The sequence below is a fragment of the Pseudomonas sp. NFACC41-3 genome, assembly GCF_900109505.1.
GTDB classification, from domain to species: Bacteria; Pseudomonadota; Gammaproteobacteria; order Pseudomonadales; family Pseudomonadaceae; genus Aquipseudomonas; species Aquipseudomonas chlororaphis.
Genome location: NZ_FOAE01000003.1, coordinates 396149 through 413243 on the forward strand (window position 1 = coordinate 396149; position 17095 = coordinate 413243).

Sequence of the window (17095 nt, forward strand, 5' to 3'; positions counted from 1 at the left end):
GGTTCCCTTAGTTGGTGTCGTGCTTGTGCGACTGCGAGTGACCTTGGTCTTCAGGGGATTTGCTGTCATCGGGAAGATACAGCGGGCCTTTTTGACCGCAGGCAGTGACAAGGCAGGCAACCGCGACGAGCGCAGCAAGGGAAGAGATCAGGCGCTTCATGGCGAAATCCTTGAGAATGCGTTAATTGCGCCCGAGTATACCGGCCACCCGACGGCTTGCCTATGCGCTGGAACACCCGTCTGGCGGGCCTTTGCCCCGGGCGCAGAGGCTGGGCGTGGCGGCCGCGGGGATATTTTCTCTGCCGCCCGCGCCCTTGGACGGTATCCTTTGCATTCGCCCGGATGCGCCCGTATCTTGCGGCGCTTGAGCGTGAGTAGACACTTTTCGAGGTTCCCGCAATGAGTTTGACTGAAGCCCGTTTCCACGACCTGGTCGATGCCACCCAGCAGACGCTGGAGGACATTTTCGAGGAGAGTGACCTGGATATCGATCTGGAGAGCTCCGCCGGTGTGCTCACCGTCAAGTTCGAAAACGGCAGCCAGGTGATCTTCAGCCGCCAGGAACCGCTGCGCCAGCTGTGGCTGGCCGCGCGCTCCGGTGGCTTCCACTTCGACTACGACGAAGAAAGCGAGCGCTGGATGTGCGACAAGAGCGAAGAGCAGCTGGGCGAAATGCTCGAGCGCATCGTCCTTGAGCAGGCCGATATCAAGCTCGAGTTCGAAGGGCTCTGAGACCGTGACGCCAACCGCCCCGGTGCGCCCGCCCAAGCCGCTGTACAGCAATGTCAGCCCGGCCGTGGCCTCGCCCTGCATCAGTCTGTGCCGGCTGGATGAGGAAAAAGTCTGCAAGGGCTGTTTCCGGCATGTCGAAGACATTCGCGAATGGCGCTCGGCGGACGATGAGCGTCGGCGCGTCATCTGTCGCCAGGCGCTGGAGCGCAGGCGGGCGGCGGCGCCCGGTATGGGCTAGCTCGGGCACAAAAGCCCGGCGGCTTGTTTATTTGTGCTGCTGTGGTAGTGTCCGGTTACGCCTCGCCACATCGAGGCCAGTGAAAACCCCGTCTTATCTGGACGGGGTTTTGCTTTTTTGTGCCGAAAAAAGGAGTCTGCCTGGATCATGAGCACCGCACCTTCCATCATTCTCACCCGCCTCGACGTGCAGCGTCTGGAGCGCCTGATCGACAGCCTGGACGACACGCTGCCTGGCGTCATTGCGTTGCAGACCGAGCTGGATCGCGCCGAAACCCTGGTGGGCCACGATGAAGTCCCGCCTGGTGTCGTGACCATGAATTCGCGTGTGCATTGCCGCGAAGAGGGCAGCGGCAAGGACTATCACCTGACCCTGGTGTATCCGCAGGACGCCAACGCCGACGAGGGCCGGATCTCTATCCTGGCGCCGGTGGGCAGCGCCTTGCTCGGTTTGCAGGTCGGGCAATACATCGACTGGCCGGCGCCCGGCGGCAAGACCCTGAAGCTGACCCTGCTGGAAGTGGAATACCAACCCGAAGCGGCTGGCGACTTTCACCTCTGAAGGGCACTGCTGACCGGCTAGACCTGCTCGAGCGCGTCGTTCAAGGCGCGCTCCAGGTCGGCTTTGTAGCGCAGGTAGAGATTGCTTGAGCCGTGGTGGTCACCGAGCAGGCCGGACAGGTCCAGGTCGGTGATGTAGCAGCGATAGCGCTCGGTTTCGCGACGCTGGCCGACAATCTCCTGGGCCACCGCGGCGAACAGCTGGTCGGCATGCTCCAGCTCGGAAAACTCCCGTTGATTGCAATACAGAGTGACCTGCACCTGCCCCGGTGCGGCTTTGCCGATGATGCCCTGCACGTCATAAAAGGCTTTGTTCGCTGGTGTCTGTGGTGCCGGGCGCGGCTCGATTCGACGGGCCCTGGTGCTGCCTGAGGGCAATATCTGGTAATACAAAATATCCAGCGGCACCAGAGCCTGGGACGCCTCCATCGGCAGTTGGGCATCGCGACGGTAGAGGATCGACTGCAGGAAGCGTTGCAGGGGGACCAACAGGCTCTGTTCGTCGTGATAGGGCAGGCGTTGCTGCCAGAGCGCATCGAATTCATCCAGCACATACAGCTCGGCCTGAGCCTCGACGACGCGGTAGAACACCTGGATGCAATCAGGCTGGCCCATCGGCAGGATCAGCGCCAGGTCGTGTTCTTCCAGGGCCATCGGGTCCAGATGCAGCGGGCTGTAGCTCGACTGTTCTTCGCCCAGGTAGTCGATCAACGCTGGCAGGCTTGCCAGCGCCACATGATTGACCTGGCCTGGCACCAATTCCAGCACGTGGTAATGCTGTTGGACCTGGATCAGGTAGCGGTGGTTGAGCTGGCTGAGCAACAGGTTCTGCGCCGTGTCGAACAGCTCTTCGACCCGTTGGGCAATGAACTGCGCGCGGTTGTGGCAGAAGCAGCGCACTCGCAACTTCGGTTGCTCAGGGCCGCGCGGCAAGTTGTTGAGGTAGTCGCGCAGGCAGTCGAGCAGGGCATGGGCGCCGTCGTAACGGCCGACTAATACCTCGTTCCAGCTGTTGAGCGTCACCTGGTCGAGGGTCAGCACCAGGTTCTCCCGCACCCCGGCGTAGCTCAAAGAGTCGGTGCGCTCGGTGGTCATCAGGATGTTCAGGTCGCGGTGATGCTTGAGCGGGTCGCGGCCGACATTCACCAGGATCAGCACTTCGCTGGGCACGCTGCTGTGCAGCAGGCGTTCTTCGCTGACGGTGCCCAGGGGCAGGGCGATGGTCTGTTGCAGGCTGCCCAGCAGATTGAACAGCTCGAACTCGCTCAAGTCGCTGCTGCCCGGGTGCAGCGCCAGGCGCGTGCTGCTGTCGATCACGCCGTTGCGATGGCACCAGGTCAGGAGCTCCAGCAGTTCGCGGCTGCGCTTGATCGGCGCGAAGTGTTCCCACTCCAGGGCAGTCAGGCTGCCGTTGTACAGGCCCCAGTGGGTTTGCCCCGGTTCTTTCTTGTTGGGCGACTGCACCAGGGTCAGGGTGTCTTCGGCCAGGTCCGGGGCGATGCCGGGGTTGATGAATTCGATCTTGCCGGCCTTGCGTTCAAAGGCCGCGTACAGGCGGCGGCCGAGGATATTCAGGTCGCGCTTGTTGACCAGGCCGAGGGTTTGCTCGCTACGGGCGAACTGGGTCAGGAAGCGGTAGCTGTAGTTCAGTTCGTTGACCAGGGCCCGGCGTTCGGCGCTGACCTGGCGGACTTTCCACTGGCTGCGGCTGTCGAGCATTGCCAGCTGGCGTTGATCCCAGCCCCATTCGTGGGCCAGCCGTTCGAGCAGCGAGCGCTGCCAGCTCGGGTTGCGCGCGCCGTTGTTGCCGGTGAGCTTGCGGTTGACCTTCAGATACAGGCTGCGCCGTACCAGCTCCAGGCGCTCCGGCTCGCCGCGGGCCTTGAGGTATTCCTCGATGCGCCGGTAGACCACGATGTACGGGTCCAGCTCGTCGAGGTCCAGGCGATTGGCGAACACCGCCTGCTTGAAGCGCAGGCTCAGGCATTCCACCCGCGGGTGTTCGCTGGCGTAGACCTCGGTCAGCAGCAGCTTGAGCACCGACTTGTACGGCGACTCGATGCCCTTGAACAACTGCCAGAGTCCGGCGCCGATGAATTCGCCCGGCGGAATATGGGCCAGATGGCCAAGGTCGAGGTTTTCGTCGGCAGGGATGAAACGCTTGGACAGCAGCGTATGGGTGTACTGCTGGTAGCGGGCTTCTTCGTACACCGGCACCAGCCACCACAGTGGCGTACGCCCGGCCAGCCAGATGGCGGTGCGATAGAACTCGTCCAGCAGCAGATAGTGCTGAGTGGTGCCGCAATCGTCCGAGCTCAGCTGGGTGTCGCGATCGCCACGGACGAAGCGGCTGGGGTCAATCAGGAAGAAATGCGCCTCGGCGCCCTGGCTGGCAGCCCAGGTTTCCAGCAGCAGGCATTTCTTGCGCAGTTCGGCGAGTTCGTTTTCGCCGAGGTCGGGCGCATGGCAGACCCACACATCCATATCGCTCTGGTCAGCCTGGGCCAGGGTGCCCAGGCTGCCCATCAGGAACAGGCCATGGATAGGGCGTGGTGCGTTGCCGAGCCGGACCTTGTAGGAAAACGAGCGGGTCAGGCGCTGGGCTTCGTTGAGCGTCGGCGTGTCGGGTTCGTAGTTCGACAGCCCGGCGGGTGTGCCGCCCGACACATAACCCGGCAATAACGGGTGGTTGACGTGAAAGAACAGCGGCAACAGGTTGAGCACCAGTTGCTGGCGCGGCGACAACCCCTCCATGGCCCGGCCCAGGCGCCCTTCGTTGAGCTTCAGAAAGCGCGCGCGCAGCTGGCTGAGAACCTTGCGATCGATTCCCTCGTCCAGATCTGGGCGGATTTCATGGGTGCGGGTCATTCAAACAGGCTCGCGAAGCTTGAACGTGGGAGGTCTTATAGGCGGAGGAGTTTACAGCCAGTCGAGGGCGAGCTTTAAGCTGAATTTTATTTTTGACGTCAGAGTTCCAGCGGGCAACTGGAGCTTGCCCGCGGAATCCGACAGGCGGGGATTCCGAGGGCCATAGGGGAGAGCGTTCAGGCGGCTTCTTTGACCGTCAAAATGGTCAGCAGGCCTTGGGCATGCTCAGCGGCATCGCGGCCCAGGCTGGTCAGGTAACCACCATCGGGCTGGGTAATGAGCTCTTTTTCGAACAGGCGTCGTGCGGCGGCGATAGCTTGGGGGGCAGCGGTCTGATGGATTTTCAGGCCTTCCTGGGAACTGTCCAGGTTGAAGAGTGCAAGGATTTCCAGTTCGGCAACCAACTCAGGGGTATACGACATAAGGACTCCAGACTTTCTAGGAATTAGACGACAGCGTCCTTAAGGTGACCGCAGTTGGGCAGCCTGTCCAGTGTCCGCTGCGGACTTTTACGCCCCTGGGCGGCGGTATTTGGCCGCAGGGCGCGTACCAGTGTAGTCAAGGCTCGCCATCGCGCCGGCCAGGGGCGGACGCGAGGCGTGGCGGGCTTATTTCTTCTCGGGCGGCAGCTCGGGCAGGGCGCGCAGCGCGGCTTCGTACCATTGGGTGTCGAACGCGCGGTCTTCTTCGAGGATCGCGTCGATTTCCACCGCCAGGACGTGAGCCATGAGGTTGAGGATTTCGTCACGCTCATAGCCGACCAGGGTCAGCTTGTTGAAGGTGGCCTTGGCCGCGGGCGGGTTGTCGCTTTCGATCTGGTTTTCGATCGCTTCGATCAGGGTGTTTTCGGCGAACGCTTCTTCGTCGCTGTCGTCGTTGCTGGTACCGGGGGTCGGCTCGCTCATGGCAGGCTCCTCAAGGAAAGGTCGCCAGTTTACCCGTATTCAGAAGCCTGATGCTGCTGGCCAGTCGGCTGTCGAGGATCTATAAGAGTGACTGCCAACCCCGTGCCCGGCCTGGAGGCTATGTGATGCTCAAGCTTTATGGATTCGCCGTCAGCAATTACTACAACATGGTGAAACTGGCATTGCTGGAAAAAGATCTGCCTTTCGAAGAGGTGCCGTTCTACGCCGGGCAAAGCCCTGAGGCGTTGGCCATCAGCCCGCGCGGCAAGGTGCCGGTGCTGGGGGTGGAGCAGGGTTTTATCAATGAAACCAGCGTGATCCTCGAATACCTTGAAAGCCAGCCTGGGTCGGCGCTGCTGCCCAGTGATCCGTTCGCGCGTGCCCAGGTGCTGGCGCTGGCCAAGGAGATCGAGCTTTACATCGAGTTGCCGGCGCGGGCCTGTTATGGCGAGGCGTTCTTCGGGATGGCGGTCCCCGAGGCTATCAAGGAGAAGTCCCGCAACGAGCTGGTGCTGGGATTCGCCTCGCTGGCCAGGCACGGCAAGTTCGCCCCTTATGTGGCGGGCAGCAGCCTGAGCGTGGCGGACCTGTATTTTCTGTACAGCGTGAGCCTGGCCTGCGCGGTAGGGCAGAAACTGTTCGGTGTGGATTATCTGGCCGAGATACCGACAGCCAAGGCCTTGATGGCGCGCCTGGAGCAGATGCCCAATGTGCAGCGGGTCGCGGCAGACAAGGACGCGGCAATGCCGCAGTTCCTGGCGATGATCGCCAGCAAGAAGTAGGAAGGTTTCAGGTCACTGACTGCGGGCAAGCCATGCTCTTAGCAGGAGCGTGGCTTGCCCGCGCTAGCTTTTAGCGGCTGCTCAGCAACGCCTGGCCGCGAACCACCGCCGCCTTGACCTGAGCCGGGGCCGTGCCGCCGATGTGGTCACGGGCGTTGACCGAGCCTTCCAGGGTCAGCACGGCAAACACGTCCTGGTCGATCTGGTCGCTGAACTTGCGCAGTTCCTCCAGGCTCATTTCCGCCAGGTCCTTACCGGTTTCCACACCGTACTTCACGGCGTGGCCGACGATCTCGTGGCAATCGCGGAATGGCAGGCCGCGGCGCACCAGGTAGTCCGCCAGGTCGGTGGCGGTGGAGAATCCGCGCAGTGCCGCTTCGCGCATCATCGCGTGCTTGGGCTTGATCGCCGGGATCATGTCGGCGAAGGCGCGCAGCGAGTCGCGCAGGGTGTCGGCGGCGTCGAACAGCGGCTCCTTGTCTTCCTGGTTGTCCTTGTTGTAGGCCAGGGGCTGGCCCTTCATCAGGGTCAGCAGGCCCATCAGGGCGCCGAACACGCGGCCGCTCTTGCCACGAACCAGCTCCGGAACGTCCGGGTTTTTCTTTTGCGGCATGATCGAGCTGCCGGTGCAGAAACGGTCGGGCAGATCGATGAACTGGAACTGCGCGCTGGTCCACAGCACCAGCTCTTCGGAGAAGCGCGACAGGTGCATCATGGCCACGCTGGCGGCGGCGCAGAACTCAATGGCGAAATCGCGATCAGACACATTGTCCAGCGAGTTGCCACCGACGGCGTCGAAGCCCAGCAGCTGGCAGGTCAGCTCGCGGTCGATCGGGTAGGTGGTGCCGGCCAGCGCGGCGCTGCCCAGCGGCATGCGGTTGGTGCGCTTGCGGCAATCGACCAGGCGCTCGTAGTCGCGGCTGAGCATCTCGAACCAGGCCAGCATGTGATGACCGAAGGTCACAGGCTGCGCGGTTTGCAGGTGAGTGAAGCCCGGCATGATGGTGCCGGCTTCGCGCTCGGCCTGCTCCAGCAGGCCTTTTTGCAGGCGGGTGATTTCCGCCAGGATCAGATCGATTTCGTCGCGCAGCCACAGACGGATATCGGTGGCCACCTGGTCGTTGCGGCTGCGGCCGGTGTGCAGCTTCTTGCCGGTGACGCCGATGCGGTCGGTCAGGCGTGCTTCGATGTTCATGTGCACGTCTTCCAGGTCGACGCGCCAGTCGAAGGTGCCGGCCTCGATTTCGCCCTGGATGGTTTTCAGGCCGTCGATGATGCTGTCGCGTTCGGCATCGGTCAGTACGCCGACCTTGGCCAGCATGGTGGCGTGGGCGATCGAGCCCATGATGTCGTGACGATAGAGGCGCTGGTCGAAAGTGACGGAGGCGGTGAAGCGGGCGACGAAGGCGTCGACGGGCTCACTGAAGCGGCCGCCCCAGGACTGATTGGTCTTGTCAGTGCTCATGAATTCGCTCGTGATCGGCTGGAAGGGAAATGAGGTGAAAAGTTGCCGCGGATAATAACAGGGTTGCCAATCCTGTAGCTGGCACCGGTCGGCAGGTTTTTATTTCTGCCATGGGGGCCGCGGGCGCTTGTCGCCGACCTCGGGCGCGCAGAGACTAGGCGAGCGAAGGCGGGCTACTAGGAGTGATGTAACGATATTTATCGATAGAGCAATATCGTCTTGGCAACCGTCTACAGTTGGACTGAAGGAACAGCGCAATCCCGGATGTTTCATCGAGTCTGGTCGCTGATCACGCAACCGTTGTCGCATGCGCTCCGGTCCCGCCGCCACCTCGCGATTCGCGAGGGAGGCGGTCGGGGTGGAAGCCGACTATAAGAGAGGGGGTGTTTGTGTCCTGTATCAGCAGTCCCCATGACCATGTCGTGCAGTGGCGGGCCTTGAACGGTATCGAGCAGGCCCGGGTAAATAATGGTGCCCGTCGTGGGGCACTTTTTGGCCCTCGCACTAGTCTTAGCGTGGATCGCCGTGACGGACGTCACTTCACCTGTCTACGCTATCCTTGTGCGAGACTCACGCAGGAATCCAGCGCAATATGAATGTCCTGATCGTTGATGACGAACCCCTAGCCCGCGAGCGACTGAGCCGCATGGTCAGTGAGCTTGAGGGATACAGTGTCCTGGAGCCCAGCGCCACCAATGGCGAAGAGGCATTGGCCCTGATCGACAGCCTGAAGCCGGATATCGTGCTTCTCGACATCCGCATGCCGGGTCTCGATGGCCTGCAGGTTGCCGCCCGTTTGTGCGAGCGCGAAGCACCGCCAGCCGTGGTGTTTTGTGCCGCCCCTGATGAATTCGCCCTCGAGGCTTTTGATGTCAGCGAGGTAGGTCACCTGCTCAAACCGGTGCGTTCCGAGCATTTGCTCGAGGCGCTGAAAAAGGCCGACCGCCCTAACCGGGTCCAACTGGCGGCCCTGACCCGGCCCGCCGCGGAAAGCGGCAGCGGCCCTCGCAGCCATATCAGTGCGCGGACCCGCAAAGGCATCGAGCTGATCCCGCTGGATCAGGTCGTCTATTTCATTGCCGACCACAAATACGTGACTTTGCGCCATGAAAGCGGCGAAGTCCTGCTGGACGAACCCCTGAAGGCGCTGGAGGACGAGTTTGGCGAGCGTTTCGTACGCATCCATCGCAACGCCCTGGTGGCCCGTGAACGCATCGAACGCCTGCAGCGTACGCCGCTGGGGCATTTCCAGCTGTTCCTCAAAGGCCTCAATGGCGATGCGTTGATCGTCAGCCGACGGCATGTGGCCGGCGTGCGCAAGATGATGCAGCAGCTCTAGATCCGGGCGGCCGGGCGGGTCATGCGCCCCGCCGCAATGTTCCTGCAGCCAGGGAGGGGCTGTAGTTCCTGATACAAGTCAAAGCTGATTTGGCTGAGCTGTTATCATCTGCCGTATTTTCATCAGTACGGATTGATCCATGTCCTCTCGCGAAATCCGCATCGCTACCCGCAAAAGTGCCTTGGCCTTGTGGCAAGCCGAATACGTCAAAGCTCGTCTGGAAGCCGCTCACCCCGGGTTGATCGTGACGCTGGTGCCCATGGTCAGTCGCGGCGACAAGCTGCTCGACTCGCCGTTGTCGAAAATCGGCGGCAAGGGACTGTTCGTCAAGGAGCTGGAAACCGCGCTGCTGGAAAACGAAGCGGATATCGCCGTGCATTCGATGAAAGACGTGCCTATGGACTTCCCCGAAGGCCTGGGCCTGTTCTGCATCTGCGAGCGTGAAGACCCGCGCGATGCCTTTGTCTCCAATATCTACTCCAGTCTCGACGACCTGCCCGTGGGCAGCGTGGTGGGCACCTCCAGCCTGCGTCGCCAGGCGCAGTTGCTAGCTCGTCGTCCGGACCTGCAGATCCGCTTCCTGCGTGGCAACGTCAACACTCGCCTGGCCAAGCTCGACGCCGGCGAGTACGACGCCATCATCCTGGCCGCTGCGGGCTTGATCCGTCTTGGCTTTGAAGATCGCATCAGCTCTTCGATCAGCGTCGACGACAGCCTTCCGGCTGGCGGGCAGGGCGCGGTGGGCATCGAATGCCGCACGGCCGACAGCGAGATCCATAAGCTGCTGGCGCCGCTGCATCATGTCGATACCGCGGATCGAGTCACCGCCGAGCGGGCCCTCAACAAACATCTGAATGGCGGCTGCCAGGTACCGATCGCCTGCTATGCGGTACTCGAAGGCGATCAGCTGTGGTTGCGTGGCCTGGTCGGCGAACCGAGCGGCGGTGTGCTGCTCAGCGCCGAGGCCCGTGCTCCACGTAGCGCGGCGGCGGCGCTCGGCGTGCAGGTCGCAGAGGATCTGCTGGCCCAGGGCGCCGACGATATTCTGCGCGCGGTCTATGGCGAGGCTGGCGAAGAGTGAGCGACTGGCGTGTGCTGCTGACCCGGCCCACGGACGAGTCGGCGCTGCTGGCTGAGGTTCTGGGCGAAGCGGGGGTGTTCAGCAGCAGCCTGCCGTTGCTGGAAATCCAAGCCCTGCCTTTTGGCGATACCCAGCGCGCCAAAGTGCTTGATCTGCACCTGTACTGTGCGGTGATCGTGGTCAGCAAGCCGGCCGCGCGAATGGCCGTGCAACTGCTCGAGCAGTTCTGGCCGCAGCCGCCGAGCCAGCGCTGGTTCAGTGTGGGCGCCGGCACGGCGCAGATTCTGGCCGATCACGGCCTGGATGTTTTTTTCCCCGAGCAAGGCGATGACAGCGAAGCCTTGCTTGAACTTCCCCAGTTGCGCGAGGCTATTGCACGGCCCGACCCGCGGGTGCTGATCGTGCGCGGGAAGGGTGGCCGCGAGCTGCTGGCTGAGCGTTTGCGCGGCCAAGGTGCTAGTGTCGATTATCTGGAGTTGTACCGCCGCGACCTGCCACGCTATGCCGACGGGGTCCTGATGCAATGCATCCAGGCGGAACGCTTGAATGGGCTGGTGGTCAGCAGTGGGCAGGGTTTCGAGCACTTGCAGCAGTTGGCCGGCGAGGCCTGGCCACAGGTGGCGCGGCTGCCGTTGTTTGTACCGAGCCCCCGGGTCGCCGAGATGGCGCGTGCCGCCGGGGCCGAGAAAGTTGTGGATTGTCGTGGCGCCAGCGCCGCGGCCTTGCTAACGGCGCTACGGGAGCAACCCGTGCCCGTTCTCTAAACGCAAAGGATGGATACGTGAGCGAAACAGCCTTGCCTAAAGATGATGTCCAGCCGGTAGTCGATGCTCCGGCTGAACCCGCAACCCCTGCTCCACAGCGCCGTGGCAACGGGTTGGCGATCCTCGCCCTGCTGCTGGGGGCGGCCGGCGTCGCTGCCGGCGGCTGGGGTGTCTGGCAGGTGCGCAGCCTGCAAGCCAACAATCAACAGCAGCTGGGGCAGTTGCAGGCCCTGGGTGACGAGGCGCAGAGCCTGAAGCTCAACGAGCAGCGCCTGACGGCTCGCCTGGAGCAGTTGCCGGCGGCCGATGAGCTGGAAGAGCGTCGTCGTCTCGTCGCGCAGTTGCAGGGTGACCAGCAGCGACTCAATCAGAAGCTCGAGAGCGTGCTGGGTGCCAGCCGCAAGGACTGGCGTCTGGCCGAGGCGGAACATCTGTTGCGTCTGGCCAGCCTGCGTCTTTCGGCCTTGCAGGACATCAGCAGCGCCCAGGCCCTGGTGCAGGGTGCCGACGAGATCCTGCGCGAGCAGAACGATCCTGGTTCTTTCGCCGCGCGTGAGCAGTTGGCCAAGAGCCTCGCGGCCCTGCGCAGCACCGAACAACCGGATCGCACCGGGCTGTTCCTGCAACTGGGCGCACTGCGCGACCAGGTGACCGAGCTCACCGAGCTGGCCCCGGAGTACCGCGACCGTGGCGATTCGTTGCTGGGCCTGACCGCCGACGGCGACGGCGCCAGCCGCTGGGCGCAATGGTGGGATCAGATCTCGCGCTACATTCGTATCGACTTCAACGCGGACAAGAATGTGCGGCCGCTGCTCGCCGGGCAAAGCCTGACGCAGGTGCGCCTGGCCTTGAGCCTGGCCCTGGAGCAGGCGCAATGGGCGGCCCTGAACGGCCAGGCGCCGGTGTACACCCAGGCCCTGGCGGAAGCTCGCGACGTGTTGAAGGGCAATTTCAATCAGGACAACCCGCAGAGCAAACTCATGCTCGAGCGCGTGTCCGAGCTGAGCAAACAGCCGGTCACTGTGCAGACGCCGGACCTGGCCAAGACCCTGAGCGCCGTTCAGGCCTACCTGGAGCGACGCAACCTGAGCGCTGAAGAGTCGGTGAAACCACTGGCCAAACCTGCTGCGAATGCCCCGCAGGAGACCAGCCCATGAAGCGCCTGTACGTGATTCTGTTCCTGGTGATCGCCGCCTCGGGATTGCTGGGGTTGGCGATTGCCGAGCACTCCGGGTACATCCTGATTGCCTACGACAGCTTCCGTTATGAGTCGAGCCTGTGGGCGACCCTGGCATTGATCGCGGTGATCTGGCTGGTGATCTGGGGTATCAAGGCACTGATCGAACTGGTGATGGCCTCCAGCGGCGTGGTCAATCCCTGGTCGCGGCGCAACCGCAGCCGTCGCGTGCAGATTGCCATCGAACAAGGCCAGATGGATCTTGCCGAGGGCCGCTGGGCCAGCGCCCAGAAGCACTTGCATCGTGCCGCGGAAGCCGAGCGCCAGCCTCTTTTGTACTACCTCGGCGCGGCGCGGGCGGCGAACGAGCAGGGAAACTACGAGCAGTGCGACAGCCTGCTGGAGCGTGCCCTCGAGCGCCAGCCCCAGGCTGAGTTGGCGGTGGCCTTGAGTCATGCCCAGTTGCAGACCGATCGCGGTGATACCGAAGGCGCCCTGAGTACCCTGCAAGCCATGCACGAGCGTCATCCGCACAGTGTCCAGGTGCTGCGGCAGTTGCAGCGTCTGCACCAGCAGCGGGGCGATTGGTCGGCGGTGATCCGCCTGCTGCCCGAGCTGCGCAAGGACAAGGTCCTGCCCGCCAACGAACTGGCCGAGCTGGAGCGTCGGGCCTGGGGCGAGAACCTGACCCTCGCGGCGCATCGCGAAGAGGACGGTACGGTCGGCCTGCAATCGCTCAACCGCGCTTGGCAGCAACTGACCGCGGCTCAGCGTCAGGAACCGCAGCTGGTGCTGGCCTACGCCGAACAACTGCGGCAATTGGGCGCCGGGGCCGAGGCCGAAGAAGTGCTGCGCGTCGCTCTCAAGCGCAAGTACGACAGCCATCTGGCGCGGCTTTACGGCTTGCTGCGGGGCAGTGACCCGGCGCGGCAACTGCAGTTCGCCGAGCAGTGGCTCAAAGACCACCCGAACGATCCGAGCCTACTGCTGACCCTGGGTCGCCTGTGCCTGCAAACCAGTCTCTGGGGCAAGGCGCGGGACTACCTGGAAAGCAGCCTGCGCCTGCAGCGCAACCCTGAGGCCTGTGCCGAGCTGGCCCGGTTGCTGGCGCAGCTGGGCGATACCGAGCGCAGCAACCAGCTGTTCCAGGAAGGTCTGGGGCTGTTGGACGAGCGCCTCCTGGCATCGCCGCTGCCGGTGCCTGCCAGGGTATAAACCAGCAAGGCTGGGCCGTCCTCGGAGGGGCGGCCCGTCCCGTGCCCCCTCCCGATCTGGCCTCTGTGCCAGTTTGCCGCGCTCGATCTTGTCATGGCGCGCCTTGAAAGGGCCGAGCGCTTTCTCTACCGTGGCAGCCTGTTTCTTCCGTTGTGGATACACCATGTCGCTGGCCGGCTCACGCTTGCTGTTCTCCCTTGTGTTTTTTACCGGTGCCTTGGCCCTGTGGGCTTCGTTTCACCTGGAGTTCGGGATTGGGCTCGAGCCTTGCCTGTTGTGGGTGGCGCAACGTTTCTTCGTGTTGCTGTTGACCTCGATCAGCCTGGTCGCGGCCCTGCAGGGGCCACAATACCCGGCGAGTGCCCTGTACTGGCTGCTGGAACTGCTCTGCAGCCTGGCGGGTGTGGTTACGGCAGGGCGCCATGTGCTATTGCAGAACATTCCTTCGGATCAGTTGCTGGCGTGCTTGCCGGACATGGCGTTCATGCTCGGCAACCTGTCCTGGGGGCGTGCCTTGCAGCTGGTTTTCACCGGGACCGCGCAGTGCGCGGAGGTCTCCTGGACGTTGCTGGACATGAGTGCCGCGGAGTGGAGCCTGCTGTTTTTCATCGCTGTGATGATTTTGAGCGCCTATCGTCTGGTGCGGCTTCTACCATGGGGCCGGCGCAGGGCGGCCGCGACCTGAATCGGCGATTTGCGATGGGACGCAAGATTAAACACTTGTATGAACTTTATCTCCTGCGTACCTTGAAGCGGCTGTCGAGCGGGCATAATCTGGCCCGCACGTGTCACCGCAATTACGTTGCTCGATGCTGTTCTGCCTGGCCGGATGCTGATGTTCAGTCCAGTGGCGGATTCAGAGCGGCATGACCCATAAGGGAAGAGAGATCGCCATGCTCGAAAGTTGTCAGAATGCTCAGGAACGCTGGGGTGGAGTGCATCTGCTGATCGATCGCTGGTTGCAGGAGCGTCACGAACTGGTTCGGGCCTATGATGCTCTCGGCGCGGAGCCTGAGACGCTGGCTGAAAATCGACAGCCGCTGCAGGAGTTCTGCGCAATCCTGGTGGACTACGTCTCCGCCGGTCATTTTGAAATCTACGAGCAGTTGACCGGCGAGGCCAAGGCCTTCAACGACCAGCGCGGGCTCGAACTGGCCGAAACCATTTATCCACGGATCGATGTCATCACTGAAAAGCTGCTGGCGTTCAACGATCTGTGCGACGAAGGAAAATGCGTGGCGGAGAAATTCAAGGAGCTGGGTGGTCTGCTGCATGAACGCTTCGAGCTGGAAGATTGCCTGATCGAAGTGCTGCACAACGCTCACAAGGAAGAGGCCGCCGTTCAGGCCTGACTTGCAGCGAAAGCTTTATTGAAACGGTGCGCATTGCGCACCGTTTTTCGTTTCTGCGCCCCCCTAACCGGTAGCCCCCAGCAGCTCGATTTCAAACACCAGGGGGGTGTAAGGCGCGATCAGGTCGCCCGCACCGTCGGCGCCGTAAGCCTGGGCCGAAGGAATCACCAGGCGCCACTTCGCCCCCGTCGGCATCTGTTGCAACGCGCTGCGCCATCCGGCAATCACACTGTCCAGGCGAAACCATTGCGGCTGCTGATTCTGATCGAACACTGTGCCGTCAGGCAGGCGTCCGGTGTAGCGAACCTGTACCGAACCATTGGCTCCCGGCCGTATTCCGTTGCCGGGTGCCAGCTCGGTCAGCAGGATGCCGTTCTCCAGTTCGCGTACCCCCGGCTTGGCCTTTTCGGCAGAGAGAAAGCGCTGTTCGTTTTCCAGCGCCACTTCGATTCGCGGCTTGTCCGCTTGCTCGCCGACCTGTGCTTCATGCTGGGCGAGGATCTGTTCGATGCGCTCGTCCTTGAGTGCCAGGGGCTTGCCTTGGTAGGCCTGTTTCAAGCCCTCCACCAATGCCTGGATCTGCAGGTCCGGCACCTCCTGGCGCAGGCGCTCGCCGAGGCTGGCGCCCAGGCTGTAGGCGAGATCGTGAGCATCGTTTTTCTGCGAATCTTCGGCGGCCTGAGCCAGTGGCAACAACATACACAAGGATAAAAAAAGGTAACGCGACATGGGCGTTCTCCGGCCTGAGACGAGGTGGATTATGCCAGCGTGGATGTGGCGGCTGGTGAGTAACTTTCTTGCGCGCGAAGAACATTTTCGATCCTCTGCAACGCATGGCATTCGATACTGTCAACATGCCCTAGCGGCGGTAGCAGCAGAGGTCTAGTATGAGCCGCAACTCACGTCAGCCAGGAGGTAAACCATGTCGGCCAATAAGAAGCCTGTAAACACTCCGTTGCATTTGCTCCAACAGCTTTCGAGCAGCCTGCTCGAACATTTGGAAAACGCTTGTTCCCAAGCCTTGGCTGATGCTGAAAAACTGCTCGCCAAACTGGAAAAGCAACGCGGTAAGGCACAGGAAAAACTGCACAAATCGCGCACCAAATTGCAGGACGCCGCGGCGGCCGGCAAGGCCAAGGCACAAGCCAAAGCCAAGGACGCAGTGAAAGAACTTGAAGACCTGCTCGATGCACTCAAGGCACGTCAATCCGAAACCCGCGTCTACATTCTGCAACTCAAGCGCGACGCTCAGGAAAGCCTGAAACTGGCCCAGGGCGTCGGTCGTGTGAAAGAAGCCGCAGCCAAGGTGCTGAGCACTCGCTCCGCCAAACCGGCCGCCGCTCCAGCACAGAAAGCCGCAGCCAAGCCGGCGGCAAAAGCACCGGCCAAACCTGCCGCTAAAGCACCGGCAAAAGCTGCCAGTAAACCGGCTGCCAAACCTGCCGCCAAGCCAGTGGCAAAAACCGCCGCAGCCAAACCTGCAGCTGCCAAGCCAGCGGCTAAACCGGCTGCTGCAAAAGCACCTGCAAAACCTGCTGCCAAACCCGTTGCGAAAACGGCGGCTGCCAAACCGGCTGCAGCGAAACCCGCTGCCAAGCCAGCAGCAAAACCAGCGGCCAAACCCGCCGCCAAGCCAGCGGCTAAAACCGCAGCGGCCAAGCCTGCTGCTGCCAAGCCAGCAGCTAAACCAGTAGCGGCAAAAACGGCTGCGAAGCCGGCCGCCAAACCGGCTGCGGCCAAAGCTCCGGTGAAGGCAGCAGCGAAACCCGCGGCCAAACCGGCAGCCAAACCTGCAGCAGCCAAGCCAGCGGCTTCCACTGCCGCCAAGCCAGCAGCCGCTAAACCGGCTGCAGCAAAACCTGCCGCCAAGCCTGCGGTGAAACCTGCTGCCAAGCCGGCTGCAAAACCTGCCGCGAAGAAGCCAGTCGTCGCCAAGCCTGCTGCTGCCAAACCGGCCACCGCTCCAGCGGCCGCCAAACCAGCCGCCCCGGCAACTCCGGCAGCCAAGCCTGCGGCACCGGTCTCTTCGCCAGCTCCAGTGGCGACTGCTGCGCCAGCTCCGGCGCCGACTGCCGCTCCCGCCAGCACCACGCCAACCAGCGCTTCCTAAGCGCCGGTCACCGCGACGCGCAGCGCCTGCAGCGCGTCGCGGTTGAGGTTGGCGGCTTCGGCCGCCAGTCCTTCCAGCCAGTCCGTCAGATCCTGCGCTTCACCCTCCGACCATTCTCCCGCCAGCGCCTCCAGGCGCAGCAGCAGTTGCCGCTCGGCCTCCAGTTCCAATGCCTTGACCTGTTCGCGCAAGATCGCCAGTTCCGGATCCGCGCTCGCGGCCGGGCGCCATTGCGTGCGCAGCTGGCGCAGCGGCCTGACGACTTCGTCGTGCCAGGGCTGGCCCAGGGTTCGCAGCTGTTGCAGGCGCTGCGAAGTGCAGGCCACCCCGCGTACGCCGAGCCAGGCCGCGCAGAGTAGAAGGCAGACATTGGCCCCGGCCGCCTGAAGGTTCAGGCAGGCCTCTTCGACTCCCGGGCGGGCGTAGGTCTTGAGGGTGAAGCTCCACAGGTCAGAGGACATAGTGCTACTCGCGCCAGTTGCGAACGAAGCTGGTAGACTCCGCCGC

Annotated in this window: 19 protein-coding genes; 12 read left to right on the plus strand and 7 right to left on the minus strand. The window is 62.8% G+C overall.

What is annotated here, in order from left to right; genetic code table 11:
* Positions 1–7: 7 nt before the first annotated feature.
* On the minus strand, positions 8–160 hold the full coding sequence (locus BMY68_RS16070; protein WP_007926668.1) for an LPS translocon maturation chaperone LptM: 153 nt from the start codon (positions 158–160) through the stop codon (positions 8–10).
* A 239-nt stretch (positions 161–399) separates the two neighbouring features.
* Here BMY68_RS16070 and cyaY point away from each other — a divergent pair, with 239 nt between their 5' ends.
* The 3 genes from cyaY to rnk all read left to right on the plus strand — a co-directional run bounded on the left by cyaY (position 400) and on the right by rnk (position 1531).
* Positions 400–732, plus strand: coding sequence for an iron donor protein CyaY (cyaY, locus tag BMY68_RS16075; protein WP_007926670.1), 333 nt, complete (start codon positions 400–402; stop codon positions 730–732).
* Positions 733–736: 4 nt separating this feature from the next.
* Positions 737–970: a DUF1289 domain-containing protein gene (locus BMY68_RS16080; protein ID WP_085532878.1), complete on the plus strand. Its 234-nt coding sequence runs from the start codon at positions 737–739 to the stop codon at positions 968–970.
* 147 nt (positions 971–1117) lie between these two features.
* The gene (gene rnk / locus BMY68_RS16085; RefSeq protein ID WP_007926672.1) at positions 1118–1531 is read left to right on the plus strand and encodes a nucleoside diphosphate kinase regulator; all 414 of its coding nucleotides are present in this window, start codon (positions 1118–1120) and stop codon (positions 1529–1531) included.
* Between the two features lie 17 nt (positions 1532–1548).
* Here rnk and BMY68_RS16090 read toward each other — a convergent pair whose 3' ends face one another.
* The 3 genes from BMY68_RS16090 to BMY68_RS16100 form a co-directional block, all read right to left on the minus strand.
* Positions 1549–4398: a class I adenylate cyclase gene (locus BMY68_RS16090; RefSeq protein ID WP_085532880.1), complete on the minus strand. Its 2850-nt coding sequence runs from the start codon at positions 4396–4398 to the stop codon at positions 1549–1551.
* A 176-nt stretch (positions 4399–4574) separates the two neighbouring features.
* Entirely contained in the window at positions 4575–4820 is a 246-nt protein-coding gene (locus BMY68_RS16095) for a TIGR02647 family protein (RefSeq protein WP_007926676.1), read from the minus strand.
* Between the two features lie 186 nt (positions 4821–5006).
* Positions 5007–5303: a hypothetical protein gene (locus BMY68_RS16100; RefSeq protein WP_007926685.1), complete on the minus strand. Its 297-nt coding sequence runs from the start codon at positions 5301–5303 to the stop codon at positions 5007–5009.
* A gap of 125 nt (positions 5304–5428) precedes the next feature.
* Between BMY68_RS16100 and BMY68_RS16105 the strand changes: the two genes are divergently transcribed.
* The gene (locus BMY68_RS16105) at positions 5429–6085 is read left to right on the plus strand and encodes a glutathione S-transferase family protein (RefSeq protein WP_085532881.1); all 657 of its coding nucleotides are present in this window, start codon (positions 5429–5431) and stop codon (positions 6083–6085) included.
* Between the two features lie 70 nt (positions 6086–6155).
* On the opposite strand, the gene argH is transcribed toward BMY68_RS16105, so the two are convergent.
* A complete protein-coding gene (gene argH, locus BMY68_RS16110) occupies positions 6156–7550 on the minus strand; it encodes an argininosuccinate lyase (RefSeq protein ID WP_009046147.1) in 1395 nt (464 codons plus the stop codon).
* A 592-nt stretch (positions 7551–8142) separates the two neighbouring features.
* Between argH and BMY68_RS16115 the strand changes: the two genes are divergently transcribed.
* The 7 genes from BMY68_RS16115 to BMY68_RS16145 all read left to right on the plus strand — a co-directional run bounded on the left by BMY68_RS16115 (position 8143) and on the right by BMY68_RS16145 (position 14478).
* The gene (locus BMY68_RS16115; protein WP_016703190.1) at positions 8143–8889 is read left to right on the plus strand and encodes a LytR/AlgR family response regulator transcription factor; all 747 of its coding nucleotides are present in this window, start codon (positions 8143–8145) and stop codon (positions 8887–8889) included.
* A 139-nt stretch (positions 8890–9028) separates the two neighbouring features.
* A complete protein-coding gene (gene hemC, locus BMY68_RS16120; RefSeq protein WP_085532883.1) occupies positions 9029–9970 on the plus strand; it encodes a hydroxymethylbilane synthase in 942 nt (313 codons plus the stop codon).
* Positions 9967–10734: a uroporphyrinogen-III synthase gene (locus BMY68_RS16125; protein ID WP_085532884.1), complete on the plus strand. Its 768-nt coding sequence runs from the start codon at positions 9967–9969 to the stop codon at positions 10732–10734. The genes hemC and BMY68_RS16125 overlap by 4 nt, the downstream gene beginning before the upstream one ends.
* 17 nt (positions 10735–10751) lie before the next feature.
* On the plus strand, positions 10752–11891 hold the full coding sequence (locus BMY68_RS16130) for a uroporphyrinogen-III C-methyltransferase (protein WP_085532886.1): 1140 nt from the start codon (positions 10752–10754) through the stop codon (positions 11889–11891).
* On the plus strand, positions 11888–13126 hold the full coding sequence (locus tag BMY68_RS16135; RefSeq protein ID WP_009046143.1) for a heme biosynthesis protein HemY: 1239 nt from the start codon (positions 11888–11890) through the stop codon (positions 13124–13126). The genes BMY68_RS16130 and BMY68_RS16135 overlap by 4 nt, the downstream gene beginning before the upstream one ends.
* Positions 13127–13289: 163 nt before the next feature.
* Positions 13290–13811, plus strand: coding sequence for a disulfide bond formation protein B (locus BMY68_RS16140; protein ID WP_085532888.1), 522 nt, complete (start codon positions 13290–13292; stop codon positions 13809–13811).
* 208 nt (positions 13812–14019) lie between these two features.
* Positions 14020–14478, plus strand: coding sequence for an Rsd/AlgQ family anti-sigma factor (locus BMY68_RS16145; protein WP_007926697.1), 459 nt, complete (start codon positions 14020–14022; stop codon positions 14476–14478).
* Positions 14479–14541: 63 nt separating this feature from the next.
* Here BMY68_RS16145 and BMY68_RS16150 read toward each other — a convergent pair whose 3' ends face one another.
* Positions 14542–15207: an FKBP-type peptidyl-prolyl cis-trans isomerase gene (locus BMY68_RS16150; protein WP_009046141.1), complete on the minus strand. Its 666-nt coding sequence runs from the start codon at positions 15205–15207 to the stop codon at positions 14542–14544.
* A gap of 193 nt (positions 15208–15400) precedes the next feature.
* Here BMY68_RS16150 and BMY68_RS16155 point away from each other — a divergent pair, with 193 nt between their 5' ends.
* The gene (locus tag BMY68_RS16155) at positions 15401–16588 is read left to right on the plus strand and encodes an AlgP family protein (RefSeq protein ID WP_085532890.1); all 1188 of its coding nucleotides are present in this window, start codon (positions 15401–15403) and stop codon (positions 16586–16588) included.
* Here the strand turns inward: BMY68_RS16155 and BMY68_RS16160 are convergent.
* Positions 16585–17049, minus strand: a complete 465-nt coding sequence (locus BMY68_RS16160; RefSeq protein ID WP_085532892.1) for a TIGR02444 family protein — start codon at positions 17047–17049, stop codon at positions 16585–16587. The two genes, BMY68_RS16155 and BMY68_RS16160, sit on opposite strands and share 4 nt — an antisense overlap.
* Positions 17050–17095: the final 46 nt, after the last annotated feature.

Bases quoted from the DNA above. Each gene is read 5' to 3' on its own strand.
- BMY68_RS16070 (WP_007926668.1), bottom strand. From the start codon at position 160: ATGAAGCGCCTGATCTCTTCCCTTGCTGCGCTCGTCGCGGTTGCCTGC.
- cyaY (WP_007926670.1), top strand. From the start codon at position 400: ATGAGTTTGACTGAAGCCCGTTTCCACGACCTGGTCGATGCCACCCAG.
- rnk (WP_007926672.1), top strand. From the start codon at position 1,118: ATGAGCACCGCACCTTCCATCATTCTCACCCGCCTCGACGTGCAGCGT.
- BMY68_RS16090 (WP_085532880.1), bottom strand. From the start codon at position 4,398: ATGACCCGCACCCATGAAATCCGCCCAGATCTGGACGAGGGAATCGAT.
- BMY68_RS16095 (WP_007926676.1), bottom strand. From the start codon at position 4,820: ATGTCGTATACCCCTGAGTTGGTTGCCGAACTGGAAATCCTTGCACTC.
- BMY68_RS16100 (WP_007926685.1), bottom strand. From the start codon at position 5,303: ATGAGCGAGCCGACCCCCGGTACCAGCAACGACGACAGCGACGAAGAA.
- BMY68_RS16105 (WP_085532881.1), top strand. From the start codon at position 5,429: ATGCTCAAGCTTTATGGATTCGCCGTCAGCAATTACTACAACATGGTG.
- argH (WP_009046147.1), bottom strand. From the start codon at position 7,550: ATGAGCACTGACAAGACCAATCAGTCCTGGGGCGGCCGCTTCAGTGAG.
- BMY68_RS16115 (WP_016703190.1), top strand. From the start codon at position 8,143: ATGAATGTCCTGATCGTTGATGACGAACCCCTAGCCCGCGAGCGACTG.
- hemC (WP_085532883.1), top strand. From the start codon at position 9,029: ATGTCCTCTCGCGAAATCCGCATCGCTACCCGCAAAAGTGCCTTGGCC.
- BMY68_RS16135 (WP_009046143.1), top strand. From the start codon at position 11,888: ATGAAGCGCCTGTACGTGATTCTGTTCCTGGTGATCGCCGCCTCGGGA.
- BMY68_RS16140 (WP_085532888.1), top strand. From the start codon at position 13,290: ATGTCGCTGGCCGGCTCACGCTTGCTGTTCTCCCTTGTGTTTTTTACC.
- BMY68_RS16145 (WP_007926697.1), top strand. From the start codon at position 14,020: ATGCTCGAAAGTTGTCAGAATGCTCAGGAACGCTGGGGTGGAGTGCAT.
- BMY68_RS16150 (WP_009046141.1), bottom strand. From the start codon at position 15,207: ATGTCGCGTTACCTTTTTTTATCCTTGTGTATGTTGTTGCCACTGGCT.
- BMY68_RS16155 (WP_085532890.1), top strand. From the start codon at position 15,401: ATGTCGGCCAATAAGAAGCCTGTAAACACTCCGTTGCATTTGCTCCAA.
- BMY68_RS16160 (WP_085532892.1), bottom strand. From the start codon at position 17,049: ATGTCCTCTGACCTGTGGAGCTTCACCCTCAAGACCTACGCCCGCCCG.